We start from the raw sequence: 17292 nt of genomic DNA, 5'->3' as shown, positions 1-17292 counted from the left end.
GAGGTTATAAAATAGTTTAAAAAGAGAAATATGAACACCCTTCATTGCATTTTAATACTGAATAATTCCAACCTATCTTATTCTATCAAAGTCCTTATCAATCTCTTTTGCCTTTTGAATTAAGGAAAGCTTTCTTTAAAATGATTCATTAACAAACAAACATTCATGAATTTTCCGAAAAATAAACCATCAAACTCCTCTTACAAATTCTATGGACTGCGCTCCCAAAAGCTTTTAGAGAAGAAACTTTTTTGTTTTTAGAAATTCTCTTATAGGCATAAAAATATTCCCTCTCAATAACAAAAAAAAATCGCAAATGTGAAGGATTTAAAAACCATAATGCCTATTGAAAAGGCAATGCAATCAGTAATGCATATTATTATTTGATACAACCTAAAACACAATACCAACAAAAATACCCTATATCTTATCGATATAACTAAACCAAGTGATATCAACCGTTATAATAGCCGTATTCAATATCGGTCTATTTATCAAAGATAAGGAGTTAAATCACTCATGAAACGTACCATAACATTTATTGTTTTATCTTCTCTATTGATACTTTTGTTCGCTGTACTAATATCACTTGGATATACGAAAGTGAACGATCTGAATCTGTACGATGAACTTTATCAGTCATATCTCAATAAAAACTGTGAAAGTTCAGGATATCGCGAAAAAGAAGAAATAGCAAAAGAATATATAAGAGTAAAATAGAACCTGTCACATCTATAGAATAAGATAAGGGATTATTTTAGAAATATTGAATAGAACAACAAATGAATTTTCATAATTAAATATTTTAAAGTATTACTCAAAGCTACTCTTTTTTGTGGATGCTTTACTATTTTTAGGTAAGGAATCCCAATATGAGGGTTTGCTAAATAATAAAATAGGATGCTTCTTATTTATTGATAAAAGACATTTTCCTCGCAAGACTTGAAGTAGATTTTTAGTAATCCGATGTTTGAATACGTAAAAAATTTCTAGATTCTCCAACGGGCATTAATCCCAAAAAACAAATTATCCGTATAGAGAAAATGGTTTCCTGTAATTTTCCTACCCATTAAAAAATCTAGCTATTGCCTTCATGATGACTGTATAATGATATCGTGTAATGTCACAAAAAGGTATACAAATCCCCATGCACTCTTGCTCTTAAAAAGCAGAGGCAACAGGCAGTTAGTAAGCGTACTATACGTTTTTAAATAATAAAAGAAGTGTTTGTGGCTTACCAGCATAAAAAACTAAGGTTTTGTATTTTTACTCTACAAAATAAAATACTTCGTATTTTTATAAGTATAACGTTAAACCTATAAATATAAATAATATTTTTTATTTAAAAGTAATAAAATTATTTTCTACTCCTCTTCATAAGAGGAATGCGCAAAGCAGATAAAAAATGTTTGATAAAGAGCTAAATAGAGCAAATCATTTCTAGCACAACGATATAACATAAAGGTTACGGAAGTATCGTAATCGTAGTAATCTTCAGTATGCTTGAGATCTTTGTATTGTATTCCTTATGAGCAATGTTGAAAGAAAGAAGGATATTCTCTCTAAAACAAATAAACCACTATGATACAGTTTTAAAAAAGTACAAAGTTTCTTTGCCTTCAATTTAATAGGCACATTCTAAAAATAGAGGTTCGACAGACTCATTCCAAATAGAAGAATAATGAAACAAAAGTTTTTCAGCATCTGTTTGCCCTGTTGCTACAACCTCTTCTAAAGGATTAAGAAAGTTTGTTTCATCAAAACCATTTGCATCATAGTGTTTGCGATTTTTTAAGCCCTTGCGTGCAATCGCAATAGCTTGACGAGCTAATTCTAAAAGAATGGTTTGACGAAAAGGGGTTTTAAACCCTTCTTTGGGAACGCGTTCACGCATCTCCAAAACTTCTTCAAAACACCAATCTTTGGTCAAAGCCTCTGCCTCGTTAAGCGCTTCTCTATCATAAAGAAGCCCAACCCAAAAAGCCGACAATGCACAGATGCGCTTCCAAGAACCGCAATCAGCGCCTCTCATTTCTAAAAACCTTTTTAAACGAACTTCAGGAAATAACGTTGATAAGTGATTAATCCAATCTCCCATGTTTGGGATTGAATTTGCAACCTGTCCTCTTAATGCTCCATTCATAAACTGACGAAACGTTATATGTGTACAATCATAATAACGGCCATCACGTACAATAAAATACATGGGAACATCAAGGGCCCATTCAACGTAATCAGCAAAACCAAAATGCTTAGAAAATATAAAGGGAAGAACACCTGTCCTGTCATTATCCGTATCACGCCAAATTTCAGAACGCCATGACAAAAAGCCATTTGGACGTCCTTCTGTAAAAGGTGAACTTGCAAATAAGGCGGTCGCAATGGACTGTAATTTCATGGATACTTGCATTTTTCGCCGCATATCACTTTCAGATGAAAAATCAAGATTAACCTGAACCGTTGATGTACGATACATCATATTAAGGCCATTATGCCCAACTTTCGGCATATAATCAGTCATAATCTGATAACGTGATTTAGGCATTTTCGGCGTTTCAGCTAACGTCCACTTTGGGCTCGCTCCCATCCCCAAAAAGCCAATACCCAATGGTTCTGCAATTTTTTTGAGAAGCGTTAAATGTTCCATCAACTCATGATATGTCTGGCCTATTGTTTTTAATGGTGCCCCAGATAATTCAAATTGTCCCCCAGGTTCCAAAGAAATAGCCCCCTGATCAACTGATCCTACAAGCCCAATAATATTCCCTTCATCTAAAATAGGTTTCCATCCTAAAGCATTTTGCATCCCCTCTAACAGCGCTCGAATTCCTCTCTCTCCGTCATAAGGAACAGGACGAAAACCCTCTCTATAAAACGGAAACTTTTCATGTTCTGTGCCAATACGCCAATCTTCTTCTACTTTACACCCCCCTTGGAAATAGCTAACCAAGGAATCTAAGTTATAAACTTCACTTTCATCCATTACATCAAGCGCCATAACTTATCGTATCCTATCATTAGTATTATCATCTTAAATGAATTGTTTAGAGTGATTTTAGAGACATCTCAATCCATTGACCAATCCCCCACAGTAGCATTAAGAAGAGCCAAAGCCGCAACAGCGGCAGTATCAGCGCGTAAAATGCGTGGACCTAATGATATCGAGACCACAAAAGGATGCTTTTTTAAAAAGCTCCGCTCTTCTTCACTAAATCCACCTTCTGGTCCAATAAGAATACCAGGTGCTATAACATCACACTTTTTAAAAGGAGATAATGGATTATGCGATTGATACTCTTCATCACAAAAGAATAAAGGCTGTGTCTCATCCCAACTTGCTAAAAGCTCTGCTAATGATAGAGCTGATACACATTTAGGAAGAGATAAAATACCACATTGTTCAGAAGCTTCAATAACATTGGCTTCCATACGCGCCATATTGATACGCGTAACCTGTGTATGATGCGTTATAACAGGCTGCAAAATCGATACCCCCATTTCAACAGCTTTTTGCACCATATAATCCAACCGCGCGTTTTTGAGTGGAGCAAAGCAGTAAATAAGACTGGAATGCGTCGTTTGTAATCTTTCTTGATGAATAAGCTGAACCAAAACAAATTTTTTCTTAACAAGAGTAAGTCTAGCAAGCCACTCACCATCCTGTCCATTAAAAAGTAGAATTTCTGCCCCTTCTTTCATCCGCAAAACATGCACAAGATAAAAAGCTTGTGCTCCTTCTATCTTTATTTCTTCATTCAAAGCCAATGTCTGTCGGATAAATAATCTTTTAAGTTTATAGTTTATGCGCATAAAATCTTGCCAATGCTCACTACCGTCATCAAGAAATGAAGAAAAATATATAACAAAAAGAAAAAATTATATCTATAGAACTATAATATATTAAAGAATTATAGAGTTTTTTAGCTTTATAAGATAATGATAGGAACCAATAGATCGTTAAGCGATTCTGCTTTCATATAAGTTTAAATAATACACCATTCATCTTTGCACTCAGTCATTGATGCATCAGTGGAGGAAAGATATGTCTGCTAAAAAAGCTACCATTATTACGATTACAACCCTCTTAGCCTTTATTTTGATTACAGTGGGAATTGGTTCTGTTGGAGCAGATGGGAAGCATACAGTTACCAAAGATGGTTATGGTATTTCTTCTCAGATTCAATAAGTTCTGGCTGATATACCCTTAACGTTTTAAGGCAACAAAATATTTTTCAGCAATTTTCTAAGATTTGCACTCATAATGACTTTCCTGTATTGAAAAGATTCTGGAGGGGGGTATTTTTATCCCTCTCTTCAGTTGTTTATCTAAATAACAACTGCACTTATGTGACGAAGAAGAAGCTTCTTAGTTTCATCACGAATAGAAAGTAAGAGAATCTTATGATCTTGAAATTTCTTGTTTAAATTTAAAAACGACTTTAAATTGCAAATAGATGAATTATCACTATAGAATAGCGTGTTGTGCAAATAAAAAATAATGTTTAATCTGTATCAATGTCTTTTGTAATCAAAAAATTACCATGATCTTGTCCTTTAGAGCTCAGAGAAAATGTAAAAGGACATACAAGGCTGTTAGCAAGACATTGAACATCTTTACATAAAGTCTCTGATCTATGATTTTTTTGCAATTGTGCCTGTAATATCAATTCGCTCTGCTGTCCTTGAGCAAGAGCAGTTGTACCCCCCCCCTGTATGGATAAACTCAAGTCTGTTGTACGCATCAATGATTCTGTTATCTTTATCGTAGCTGCTGAAAAGCTTGTCTGAATATCCCAGTGATCAAAATTTGTAGAGACGGAATCATTATTTTTTAAAAGAAATGGTTGTTTTCTTGAAAGTTTTGTTTGTAATTCATTCAAATCATACCCTAAAAGCCGACCAGAAGACATCTTTAGTGTTAATCTACCCTGCATTTTTGTAAAAACTTCCATCCAAGAACCCACAAGTGTTTGTATCGTTGCGGTAAAATTTGTTTTGCTCTGTACAAATGGCATAAATCCTAAAGCTTCTAAAGCCTCCTGTGTATCAATAGAAGATCCTGAAATATTTCCTCCAATACGGATTTTCTGCCCAGCCGGCGTAACTTCAATATTACTTTGAACGGATCCACCCCAAATATTTGCATGTCCAAGATCAAAAATTCCATACCCATTTTTTATTTGTATCGCAGCAGCTAAATCTGTGAGTAAAATATTTTCTATTTTGGCTTGAGGCGCAGAAAGTCGTATATCCACTCCAATACGATCAAAAAGCGCCATATCAAAGAATGAATTTTTCTTTTTAACTGAAGAAAACATTGAGCCCAAAAGATTAAAGTCTAGGTTATCAAATGCTAAAGAACCCATGACATTTGGTACATAATCTTGAAAGTCAAGTTCCAAAGCCCCACGTGCATTGTCTTTTCCTATCGTAAATGTAACGTTGTTCATTTGGATATGCATTGGACGCGCTAAAAAATGAGATTCCCAGACAATAGGGGCTTTTAATTTATGTCCCCAAAATTGTTTCCCTCCAAACCAAGACACAGTCTGATTCCATCCCGGAGAACGCATCGATACCTTTCCGTCAAAAATATAATATTCAGATAACCGCGCCTGTCCTGTAAAAGTTATTCCCCCTCGTACAGAATTAAGAGTTGCCTTAATTTGACTTTTTCCTCCTGCCAGAAGCAACAATGCTTGTGCAGCATCAATGGACAATTTTGTAAACTCTCCGTGCCAACGAGCATCTGCACGCAACCGTATTTCTTGAGTCGATTCTGACCAATCTAAAGTCGCATTTAATCCTGTGATTTTTTCCGCTACCCCTGAAAGGCTATCTTGATACACAAGAGCACCATTTTTAATGACAACCCGTCCAAAAGGTTGTTTTAAAAGGTGTTCTATCTCTGGATGATCAGGATTTTGTTTTAATATTTCACGCGCCTTGCGTATGGCTAATCCTAAAGCACCTTGTGAGCGCGAAAATCGATCAAAAAAATCTGCCATTGTTTTAACGGGCTTTTCCATAGCAAATTGAGGACGCATAATTCGCGTTTCTGAAAAAGAAACTCGTCCCCAAAGAAGATCAACGACAGAAAGATCAACTTCTATTGATTCAGCTTCCATTAATGGCGCAACATCATCCATTTTTGATGTTAAAGTAACACCGGAAAGCAATGCTCTAGGGTAAGGAAAAAGATTTAAACGCGGTGGATCACGCAATTGCACATTATAACCTGTCCATGTACTCAGCTCTTGCGCTAAACGAACACGAATCACATCTGTAGAGACAAGATAAGGTAAAACAAGAATCCCCACCCCAAATAAAAAGATAATTATAATAAAAATTCCGCTCAAAAATTTTATTATTCTGATGCGCACAATATCCCTCTACACGTATTCCTCTAGTAACAGATTAAAAAACTCAAATAATCGTTAAAAGACTTTTTATAACCCTATAATTCACCATATCCACTTTGTATTTTCATTATTTTTGTTCTTTATCCAAAGTTTATTTAAACAGCAATATTGCTACTTCTTTATAAAGCAATTATTTAAAACCCTTCTAAAACTATAAATCCACAACGTTATCAAACCATTCTCACTGTTTCCCTATGAATATAGCTATAAAACTCTATCCTATTATTAGAAAATGCTTTACAAAAGAACAAACAGCCTTACCGAAAGGATCTTTCTCATGAGTAATATTATTGACGGAAAAAAACTTGCTGAAGAGATTATTGAGAAAGTTAAGGCTGAAACAACAAAACTCCGCAATAACTATAATATACAACCTAGCATCGCTGTCGTTATCGTTGGAGACGATCCTGCAAGCCAAGTCTATGTCTCCTCAAAAAATAAAAAAGCTGAAGAATGTGGGTTTCTTTCAATCAAACATGCCATGTCCAAAGAAACGCAAGAAAAAGAGCTCCTTCAACTTATTGCAACTTTAAATTCTGATCCAAAAATTCATGGTATTTTGGTACAGCTGCCTCTCCCCGCCCATATCAATACAAACCGCATAACACAAGCCGTTTCTTTCCAAAAAGATGTTGATGGTTTCCATTATGTCAATGTCGGAAAACTCACAGCAAATGCACTTGATGATGCTATTATTCCCTGCACACCAGCTGGTGCTATGATGATGATTGAACAACAATGTGGACAAGACTTATCTGGACTTGATGCTGTTGTTGTTGGACGTTCTAATATTGTTGGAAAACCTATGGCTGCCCTTTTAACAGCAGCCAATGCTACTGTGACAATTGCCCATAGTCGTACCCGTGACCTTGATGATGTATGTCGGAGTGCCGATATTCTCGTAGCGGCTGTAGGCCGTCCTCAAATGATTAAAAAAGACTGGGTAAAAAATGGTGCAATTGTTATTGATGTTGGTATTAACCGCATTGCTGCACCAGAAAAAGGTATAGGAAAAACGCGTCTTGTTGGAGACGTCGATTTTGAAAATGTAAAAGAAAAAGCTGCTGCAATTACCCCTGTTCCAGGAGGTGTTGGACCAATGACAATTGCTATGCTTATGGTTAATACACTCAAAGCCGCTGCCCGACTACACAATCTTCCTATACCAAAATTCTAAAAATTTTAACAATCATTGTGCATGATTTCATTGTGCATGGTTTACCTTGTTTCTTTTTGCATTTCTCATGCCATAAAAACAGATGCCCCTTGGTCTGCACGATTAACCGATTGACGGAAAACACGAAAGAGTTCACGTCCAACACCTTGTTCATTTTTTGAAAGATCAGGAGGTGTGATTGTTCGCGCATTAAATTTTTCTAAATCCTCTAAAAGAGTTAATTTACCCCTATGAACATCGAGGAAAACAATGTCACCATCTTGCAACCGCGCAATAGGGCCATTATCCAAAGCTTCTGGTGTCACATGTATGGCAGCGGGAATTTTTCCTGATGCTCCGGACATACGGCCATCCGTTATCAATGCTACCCTTTGACCGCGATCTTGTAAAACGCCTAAAATAGTGGTTAATTTATGAAGCTCTGGCATCCCATTGGCTTTTGGTCCTTGGTAGCGAATAACAGCAATAAAATCTTTATCATGTAATGCTCTAGATTGAAAAGATTTTTTGAGCTCCTCTTGATCATTAAAGACAAGGACTGGTGCTTTAATTTGCCAATATTCTGGTTTAACGGATGAAACTTTTATAATAGCTGTTCCCAAATCTCCCGATAAAACACGAAGACCACCGTCAGGCTGAAATGGTTTTTTCCACCCTGCTAACACCTTATGATCACCACTTTCCTTGAGGGCCGGTTCACGTACCACACAGCCATCAGCAGAAAGCTTTGCTTCAATGGCATAAGCATTGAGATCTTTACCATAAACTGTAGAAATATCTTCATGCACTAAACCCGCCTCAATGAGCTCGCGAATGACAAATCCTATACCACCAGCTGCGTGAAAATGATTAATATCAGCTAAACCATTGGGGTAAATCCGCGCTAAAAGAGGGACAACTGACGAAATTTCTGCAATATCATGCCATGTTAATTGAATACCGCAGGCAGCAGCCATGGCAATCAAATGAATCGTATGGTTGGTAGAACCTCCTGTCGCATTTAATCCTACAATAGCGTTCACAAAAGAACGCTCATCAATGATCATACCAAGTGGTCTATAATGATCACCGATATCGGTCATTTCAAGTACACGCTTTGTCGCTTCTTTTGTTAGAGCATCACGCAACGGTGTATTTGCATTGACAAAAGAAGCACCCGGCATATGTAGCCCCATCATTTCCAATATCACCTGATTGGAATTAGCTGTTCCATAAAATGTGCATGTTCCTGGTCCATGATAAGAACGAGCTTCTGATTCTAACAAAGTTTGGCGATCTATTTTATTTTCCGCGTAAAGTTGACGTATTTTTGCTTTTTCATCATTGCCTTGACCACTTGTCATAGGACCAGCGGGTATAAAAATTCCTGGTAAGTGACCAAATGTTAGTGCGCCGATCATGAGACCAGGTATAATTTTATCACAAACCCCAAGATACAGTGCAGCATCAAAAACATCGTGTGATAAGCTTATCGCTGTCGCCATTGCAATCACTTCACGCGAAAAAAGGGAAAGCTCCATTCCCGCATTTCCCTGTGTCACACCATCACACATCGCAGGAACACCTCCTGCTACCTGCGCAACACCACCAACCATACGAGCTGCTTCTTTAATTAAGTGAGGAAACTTTTCAAAAGGTTGATGCGCTGAAAGTATATCGTTATAGGCCGTGATAATACCAATATTTCCAACGATATTTCCCTTCAAACGCTCTTTGTCTATTGCTCCACAAGCAGCAAAACCATGAGCCTGATTAGCGCATCCCAAAAAACTCCGCTTGGGACGATGGCTTTGTGCGTTCGCGATGCGTTCTAAATAAATTTCTCGTGTAGGTAGAGAGCGTTCATAAATCCTTCGTGTAACTGTGGCAATTGTCTTGGAAAGTGCCATATTTACTTCCCCCCTTTCATTGTTTCTCTCCCTTATTTATTAAAGAGAGATTGCATTTCTATTCCCCTTGTCTCTCACATTCTGATTCACTTATTTCATTTTCTGCAGGTGACCAATAAACCTGCACAAGATGAGGGGAATTACGCAAAATTGCTCGAATCGGCATTTCTATTTCAGATCCATCTTGACAAGCTTCTTCAAAACAATCGCGTTTCTGAAAACCTTCAAAATGGAGAATAATACAACGAGATTGCATAATAACTGGCAAAGTTAGTGAGAGCCTTGGTTCAAAAGCACTCTTGGCATGAAGTGGTAAAACAAGTGCTTGTGTTCGAAGATCAAGTGCTTGCTTTAAACGATCAGCATCAGGAAAAAAGGAAGCCGTATGTCCATCAACCCCCATTCCTAAAACAACAACATCAAAGGGTTTAGGTAAAGTATTAACACGGCTTGCTGCTGAAAAAGCCGCAAGTTCAACGGTGCGTGCCTTATGATAAAGTCCTATAAAACGCGCTTTTACAGCACAATTTTGTAACAAATAACGCTGTACCATATGTTCATTTGAACGCTCATGGTGAGCAGGTACAAAGCGTTCATCAACCAAAGTGATGATAATATTTTGCCAGTCAATATCAGCCTTTGATAAATAATGAAAAAACAATTCTGGTGTTTTTCCACCAGAAACCGCTAAAATCGCGCGTTTTCTCTCAAGAACAGCTATACTAAGCTCTGCTGCAACACGGTCAGCCAACGCTAAAGCAAGAGTCGTGGGTGTTTCAAAATTTAAACGGTCAATATTCATTCCATGCATACTTATTGTTTATTGCTCTAAACTAAATTATTCCATATACGTCCATCACGTTCCATTAAAATTGTCGAAGCAGGTGGCCCCCATGAACCAGCACTATAACCATGAACAGGTTGCTTTATTGCTTGCCATCCCTCGATAATAGGATCAATCCAATGCCAAGCCGCTTCAACTTCGTCACGACGCATAAAGAGTGTTTGATCGCCACGAATAACATCCATCAATAAACGTTCATAAGCATCAGGATTACGCTGAGAAAATGCGGAAGCAAAACTCATATCCAAGGGTATATGACGAAATCGCATACCACCAGAACCTGGATCCTTAATCATCAACCATTGTTTGACGCCTTCATCAGGCTGGAGACGAATAACAAGCCGATTAGAAAAAATCTCATCCGAATCCACATTAAAAATATTATGTGGAATGGATTTGAAAACAACTACAATTTCAGACATCCGCGTGGACATGCGCTTACCAGTTCGTAAATAAAAAGGCGTATTCGCCCAGCGCCAATTATTAATTGTAACTTTAAGTGCTACAAATGTTTCGCTTTTACTTACTTTTTTCCCCAGATCATCAAGATAAGATCCCACAGAAATACCATTCAAGACACCAGAAAGATACTGCCCACGTACAGTATGTTGAGCTACATTGTAAACATCAAGAGGCGTTAAAGAATGCAAAACTTTCAATTTTTCATCACGCACAGCATTTGCTCTATTCGTAAATGGTATTTCCATCGCCACCAAACAGAGCAATTGCAACATATGGTTTTGCACCATATCGCGTAGTGCACCTGCACTTTCATAATATTCTGCACGCCCTTCCAAACCTAAAGACTCAGCAACCGTTATTTGAACATGATCAATATAATTGGAATTCCATAACGGCTCATAAAGTGTATTCACAAATCGCAATGCCATCAGATTTTGAACAGTTTCCTTGCCAAGATAATGATCAATGCGAAAGATTTGATCTTCATTACAAACACTTGCAAATGCATCGTTAAGCGAAATGGCTGTTTTTACATCACGGCCAATAGGTTTTTCAATGATAATTCTTGTTTGTGGCGTCACCAAATTGCTTTTCCCCAACTTCATCGCAATATCAGAAAAAAGTGACGAACCAACAGCCAAATAAAAAGCTCGAATATCCGTTGAATCTTGTGACAATACCAGCGCAAGATCTTGCCACCCTTGATTTGAGGTAACATCAACAGAAACATAAATCAAACGCGCAAGAAAACGATGGAGTTCAGTTGAATTGAGTTCTTTGGGATGAATATGTGTTTCTAAAGAATCCCGAACAAAATTTTGATATTCTTCATTACTCCACGCAGAGCGCGCAACCCCAATAATACGCGTGGGCTCATTAAATTGCCCAACACACTGACAATGATAGAGAGCAGGCATAAGTTTGCGCGCTGCTAAATCACCATTACCACCAAAAACTATACAATCAAAGGGAGAGACTGGAATAATTTTACTTACCATGAACTTATTTATTTTTCTATTCGATTATTCAATCCTATATTACTTATAAAAGCTTTCATCATTAAAGCAGACAGAACCTAAATAAGCCATTAATTTTCTACATTTCAATCAATGTTTCTGTTAAAAATGGTCCATTAAAGAAAACCAACGCATTGCTAAAAATATAAACGGATAACGCAAAATGCTTCCTCCGGGAAAGGATGAAATCTTTAAGTTCTGAAAATGGGCAAAACGTTCATGATTCCCAGTCAACCATTCTGCGTATAATTTTCCCATAAAAGGAGCAAGCGTAACGCCATGCCCTGAATAACCGCCACAATAAGTCATCTTAGAGAAAAGTTGGCGAACATAAGGCATACGTTCAACCGTGATGGCAACCGTTGCCCCCCAACGATGAGTTAAATTGATAGAGTGTAATTGAGGATAAATTTCAGCAATTTGCCGTTTTATACGTTTTTCTAAATTTATAGGATTCTTATTATTGTAACTTTCTACACCACCAAATAAGAGACGATTATCGATGCTTTTGCGAAAATAGCGAACCATAAAACGGGAATCATCAACTGATTCACCCCTCATGAGAATTGAACTGTTCTTTGGTAATGGTTCCGTTGCTCCAATATACGAGCGAATAGAAACAATATTTTTTTGAACAAAATGCTGCAAACCAAGTTTATACCCGTTCGTTGCGAGTAAAACATACTCTGCTGTTATACTTCCTTTTTCTGTTATTACTGTCCAATGAGCTCCCTTGCTCTTCACGGTTGTTACTTGTGTCTTCTCATAAAGCTTAGCACCAGCATTTTTAGCTCTTTTTGCCAGCCCAACAGTCAATTTTAAGGGGTTTATATGGCCGGTACCCGCATCATAAATACCACCACAATAAAAAGACGATCCAAGTCGCCTAGATGTTTCAGCCCTATCCATAAAGGTAAGCGCGTGATAGCCATAACGCTGCATCGTTTCAATATGGTGTTGATAAGAGAGAAGCTCACGCCTTTTATGGGTTACAGAAAGCTGTCCTACCATAAAATCGCATTGGCAATCAGGCATCGCACATAAAGATAAAATATCCTTTTTAGCTTCTTCTGCTAAATCAAATAACACTTTACTGCGCTCAAAACCATATTTTTTCTCTAATGTTTCGACCCATTGCCGTTGCCCTGTTCCCAATTGTCCACCATTGCGCCCTGAAGCCCCATCACCAAAACGTGAAGCTTCAAATAAAACAACATCTACTCCAGTGTTCGCTAAATGATAAGCAGCTGAAAGGCCTGTCAATCCACCCCCAATAATGACCACGTCACATTTTCTATCTTCACAAAACGAAGGATAAGAGGGGCGTTCTTTTAAAGTATCTTCATACCAAGAAAGTCCTGGAGAAATTGGATTAGAGCCAATCATCGTGATAAACCTTAGACATTAAGCAAGAGATATTCGCGCTCCCACGGGCTAATTACTTCCATAAAAGTTTCAAACTCTTGACGTTTGATTGCAGCATAAGTACTGACAAACACATCTCCTAGAATAGCACGTATCGCTGTATCTTGTTCAAATAAATTGACCGCTTCAATAAGGCCACGCGGTAATTCAATGTTATCAGCATTCACATTACTTGTTGTTGGCTCATCGGGTTCAAGCTTTTGCTGTAATCCAATGAGACCGCAAGCTAAAGAAGCCGCAAGCGCTAAATAAGGATTAGTATCTGATGAGGGAAGCCTATTTTCAACACGTCGTGCTTGAGGAGCAGAACGAGGGACACGAAACGCTGTGGTACGGTTGTCATATCCCCATCGCAAATTAACAGGTGCTGAAATATCAGGCATAAGACGTCGATAAGAATTTACATAAGGTGCAAGCATTACAAGTGCTCCTGCCATATGCCTTTGTAATCCACCAATAAAATGACGAAAACAGACACTTTCTTCACCATCCTTTTGTGTAAAAATGTTCATACCCGTCTTCTTATCAACAACTGATTGATGAATATGCATCGCAGAACCTGGCTGCCCTTGAATAGGCTTGGCCATAAAAGTGGCATACATATTATGCTTTAGTGCTGCTTCACGAATTGTTCGTTTAAACATAAAAACTTGATCAGCTAATTCGATGGGATCACCATGGCGTAAATTTATTTCAAACTGACCTGCCCCTTCCTCATGAATGAGTGTATCAATCTCCAACCCTTGTGCTTCCGAAAAATGATAAATATCATCAATGAACTCATCAAACTCATTCACACCGGCAATCGAATAGCCCTGCCCCCCACCAATTGAACGTCCAGAACGACCAACTGGAGGAACTAAAGGATAATCAGGATCAGGATTTTTTTCTACCAAATAAAACTCAATTTCCGGTGAAACAACAGGCTTTAGTCCCATTTTCGTATAAAAATCAATGACTTTTCGTAAAACATTTCGTGGTGTGTAATCCACAACCTGTCCATTTTGATAGACAAGATCACAAATCACTTGTGCTGTGGGGGCATCTTCCCATGGTACAATACTTAATGTAGACAAATCAGGTTCAAGGCGTAGATCACCATCTGCTTTGGGATATTCAAAACCATGACCATCTTCAGGATAATCTCCTGAGATTGTTGCGACAAAAACCGCTGAAGGTAATGCCAATGATGTTTCCGAGGTAAATTTTTTAGAAAGCATCATCTTGCCGCGGGGTACTCCTGCTTGATCAGGCGTAATACATTCAATATCTTCTACATTACGGAAAGCGAGCCACTGCGAAACTTGCTCCCAATTTCTTACACCTCGTAAATTTTTAAGAAAACCACAAACAGGCTTAGAGCTCTTTTTTTTCATTTGTTTACCATTTTTTACAGCCATAACACACCAATTAAAAAAACAATCAAAGCCCGCTCTTATGGTATCATCTCATGTTTAAGCGTTACTAAAAACCCTTATCAACTTCATTTTAGAGAATATGCAACTCCCATCAAGGTGAAAGAGACCTTATTATTATTATAAGCTGCTTATCATATTAAACATAGTGAAAAATGGCACTATCGCGATACATCGATACTAACGTTCTGTTTGTAAAAAACAAAAGACCTAAAGCCATTCTGGCAAGCAATAATCGTATAAAATCTTATAGTGGATGCTCAACGTAATTATGACATCTCTACTCTTCATGGACACAAAGAAGCGATACGCACCGCCACTTCTGCTTGCTAAATCTATACAGCAAGATACCCAATCATAGCGTCTCATTAACTGCGCCTTACCGCAACTGCGATAAACACTTGAAACAACGAGAAGCACCCAGAATTGGTGGACGGCTGAACGAAAGGCAAATTTCCTATTCTGCTAACAAATCTAGCTTGATTTAAAGCACTAGCCCCCTCAATGATTTTTTTGCCCCTCTCCAGACACTGTCCATATGACTTCTTATTTGCGCGACTGAATTTTATTTAGTATTGACGACCTACCTCATCGGTACAACCCATACAATATATCAAGAAATACTTTTTTAGCTAATCAGACATTATAAAGCTATAAATATTCTGATCATGAAAAACGCCGTTCAACAATTCAGCTTTTCTCAATCTGCCCTCAAGCTCAAAGCCACAGCGCTGTGCTACTGCATTGCTTTTTTGGTTGTCTACGGAGCATGTTATGACAAATCTTTTGATTTCGCCAGATTTCAAATAAGACTGTATCAAGGCTCTCACAGACTTAGTGATAATCCCTTTTCCTTGAAGTTTTAAATCAAGCCAATAGCCGATATAAGCGGTCTTATTACCACTATCAATCCTATTGAAAGAAAGTAATCCCACTGGAGCTTCATCAAACAAAATAGCATATGTTTTTCCATCATTCTTCTGATGTTGCAAAAAGCAAACGTCAAGAAAAATAGCTTCATCATGTTCATTCATAACATAACGTGGCCAAGCCATATATTGACTGAATTCTTTTCTATTACGATCTATGATATTAAAAAGTTCGGAAGCATATCTCGAGGACGCGGGTGCGAGTTGAATATTTTTATCCACACTAATAGCTTCCTCTGCATGCAATAAGTCTACTCGCCCAGCTGGTAAGGCATTTTCTGCAAGCCTAGCTGTTACGATATCTTTTTTGTATAAAGCATATACGGGAGGTTTAAGACGCGTCCATTCATGAGCAGTTTGTAAATCATAAGAACCGCAACCGCGAATAATAAACAACTGATCTTGGCCCAAACCGTAATCCTCCTTGGGAAAAAGGCAATCATTTTCAAAACAGTTAAAACCTGCTAATATCTGACCATGTTTACCACGAGCGTTTTTTTTCTCTTCTAAGGGCACAAGCGAATGATGCCAAACACGCGCAGAAGGTATCCAGTTAATGCCGATATTTGTCTGTATAATATCGACCTGACCGCGCTTTTTAATACTCACAGTTTTCCCTACAGCATAACCATGATCTTCGCTGATATACCGACCAGGCTCAAAAAACAATTTCCATCTAGCAGGTAAAGTGGGATCTTGTTCAGATAAAACATTAAAAATTCCTTGAAAAAACTCCCGTGGTTTCGTAGCCATAACTTCAGCATCTGCTGAGAAGGAGTCTGCTGGAAATCCGCCCCCTATATCAAGATATCCTCCCTTAGGCATATTTTTTAAAAGGAAGGGAAGCCAATCACGCAAGTTCTCAATAATTCGTACCGGACTTTCCAGATTCGAACCGATATGAAGATGAAAGCCCTTAAGATAAACATTCTTGCAAGATTGCAGCAAGGGAACGATTTCTTCCTCAAATTCTTCCACTGTCACGCCAAAACGAGAACGCTGGCTATCTTTGTAAAAATGTGCCAATCTTAAGCCAAGACCCACTACGCGGTCAGTATCAGAAACCAGATCAATTATGGCCTTGAGTTCGTGCGGACTGTCGACATGAATCAGTGCATTTTTAGCAATCCCTTGAGAAAGATCGTTGAGAGATTTATAAGGCCCATTCAATACAATCTTATCGCCAGTAAAACCAGCCTTTAAAGCTAGCTGAAGCTCATCTGCCGAGCATACTTCTGCGCTAAGTCCGTGCTCAGCGATTAGTCGCAACAACAAACCTAACGAGCATGACTTAACCGAAACAGCAATAACTGCGTCCAGAAAATATTGCTGACAGACCGCTTGCAAACGCAGAGCCCGTTCCAGCGCAGAATCAACATCGAATATAAAAAATGGCTCGTCGCCATAAGGCTGGCGTTCACACAGTCGTTTAGCTGCCATGATAATATTTTGATCTACTATTTTTTGCGCCATACCTGTATGGTAACTCCCTGATAATCTCGTTGAGCATTAAGAGGAGCACGGATAGCAAGATACTGCTGAATAAAATGCTTCCTGCGTATTTTCCTCAAGCTGACAAGTAAACTTATTTGCAATTCTAATATATCTACGAAGATTTTCTTTAAGCTCTTCATAGGGACAAGACAATAATTCATCATTCTTTTCATGATCCAGTTCCAATCCTGCTTTGCCAAAAAAGTCATGCCAATAATG

At 38.0% G+C, this 17292-nt stretch carries 11 protein-coding genes; 2 read left to right on the top strand and 9 right to left on the bottom strand.

Annotation, left to right across the window (positions count from 1 at the left end; translation table 11 throughout):
- Window positions 1-1624: 1624 nt before the first annotated feature.
- On the bottom strand, window positions 1625-2998 hold the full coding sequence (locus D1092_RS01080) for a glutamate--cysteine ligase (protein ID WP_120121806.1): 1374 nt from the start codon (window positions 2996-2998) through the stop codon (window positions 1625-1627).
- 68 nt (window positions 2999-3066) lie between these two features.
- Window positions 3067-3810: a 16S rRNA (uracil(1498)-N(3))-methyltransferase gene (locus tag D1092_RS01075; protein ID WP_120121805.1), complete on the bottom strand. Its 744-nt coding sequence runs from the start codon at window positions 3808-3810 to the stop codon at window positions 3067-3069.
- Between the two features lie 232 nt (window positions 3811-4042).
- On the opposite strand from D1092_RS01075, the gene D1092_RS09405 reads away from it, so the two are divergent.
- Window positions 4043-4186, top strand: a complete 144-nt coding sequence (locus D1092_RS09405) for a hypothetical protein (RefSeq protein WP_005773989.1) — start codon at window positions 4043-4045, stop codon at window positions 4184-4186.
- Window positions 4187-4502: 316 nt separating this feature from the next.
- On the opposite strand, the gene D1092_RS01070 is transcribed toward D1092_RS09405, so the two are convergent.
- Window positions 4503-6383: an AsmA family protein gene (locus D1092_RS01070; RefSeq protein WP_120121804.1), complete on the bottom strand. Its 1881-nt coding sequence runs from the start codon at window positions 6381-6383 to the stop codon at window positions 4503-4505.
- A gap of 316 nt (window positions 6384-6699) precedes the next feature.
- Between D1092_RS01070 and folD the strand changes: the two genes are divergently transcribed.
- On the top strand, window positions 6700-7599 hold the full coding sequence (folD, locus tag D1092_RS01065; RefSeq protein WP_120121803.1) for a bifunctional methylenetetrahydrofolate dehydrogenase/methenyltetrahydrofolate cyclohydrolase FolD: 900 nt from the start codon (window positions 6700-6702) through the stop codon (window positions 7597-7599).
- Between the two features lie 65 nt (window positions 7600-7664).
- On the opposite strand, the gene edd is transcribed toward folD, so the two are convergent.
- From edd to rimL, 6 genes are all read right to left on the bottom strand, one after another.
- Window positions 7665-9488 (bottom strand): phosphogluconate dehydratase, encoded by a 1824-nt coding sequence (gene edd / locus D1092_RS01060; RefSeq protein ID WP_120121802.1) that lies wholly within the window; start codon window positions 9486-9488, stop codon window positions 7665-7667.
- Between the two features lie 58 nt (window positions 9489-9546).
- Window positions 9547-10299, bottom strand: coding sequence for a 6-phosphogluconolactonase (gene pgl / locus D1092_RS01055; RefSeq protein ID WP_120121801.1), 753 nt, complete (start codon window positions 10297-10299; stop codon window positions 9547-9549).
- Between the two features lie 17 nt (window positions 10300-10316).
- Complete coding sequence (zwf, locus tag D1092_RS01050) at window positions 10317-11792, bottom strand: glucose-6-phosphate dehydrogenase (protein ID WP_120121800.1); 1476 nt, start codon at window positions 11790-11792, stop codon at window positions 10317-10319.
- A gap of 120 nt (window positions 11793-11912) precedes the next feature.
- Window positions 11913-13196, bottom strand: a complete 1284-nt coding sequence (locus D1092_RS01045; RefSeq protein WP_120121799.1) for an NAD(P)/FAD-dependent oxidoreductase — start codon at window positions 13194-13196, stop codon at window positions 11913-11915.
- Between the two features lie 11 nt (window positions 13197-13207).
- On the bottom strand, window positions 13208-14635 hold the full coding sequence (locus D1092_RS01040) for a glutamine synthetase family protein (protein ID WP_120121798.1): 1428 nt from the start codon (window positions 14633-14635) through the stop codon (window positions 13208-13210).
- 647 nt (window positions 14636-15282) lie between these two features.
- A complete protein-coding gene (gene rimL, locus D1092_RS01035; protein ID WP_120121797.1) occupies window positions 15283-17052 on the bottom strand; it encodes a 50S ribosomal protein L7/L12-serine acetyltransferase in 1770 nt (589 codons plus the stop codon).
- Between the last annotated feature and the right edge of the window lie 240 nt (window positions 17053-17292).

Origin of the sequence: Bartonella krasnovii (assembly GCF_003606345.3) — a bacterium.
In the GTDB taxonomy this organism is placed as follows: domain Bacteria; phylum Pseudomonadota; class Alphaproteobacteria; order Rhizobiales; family Rhizobiaceae; genus Bartonella; species Bartonella krasnovii.
This window is presented reverse-complemented; position numbering and strand designations above follow the sequence as displayed.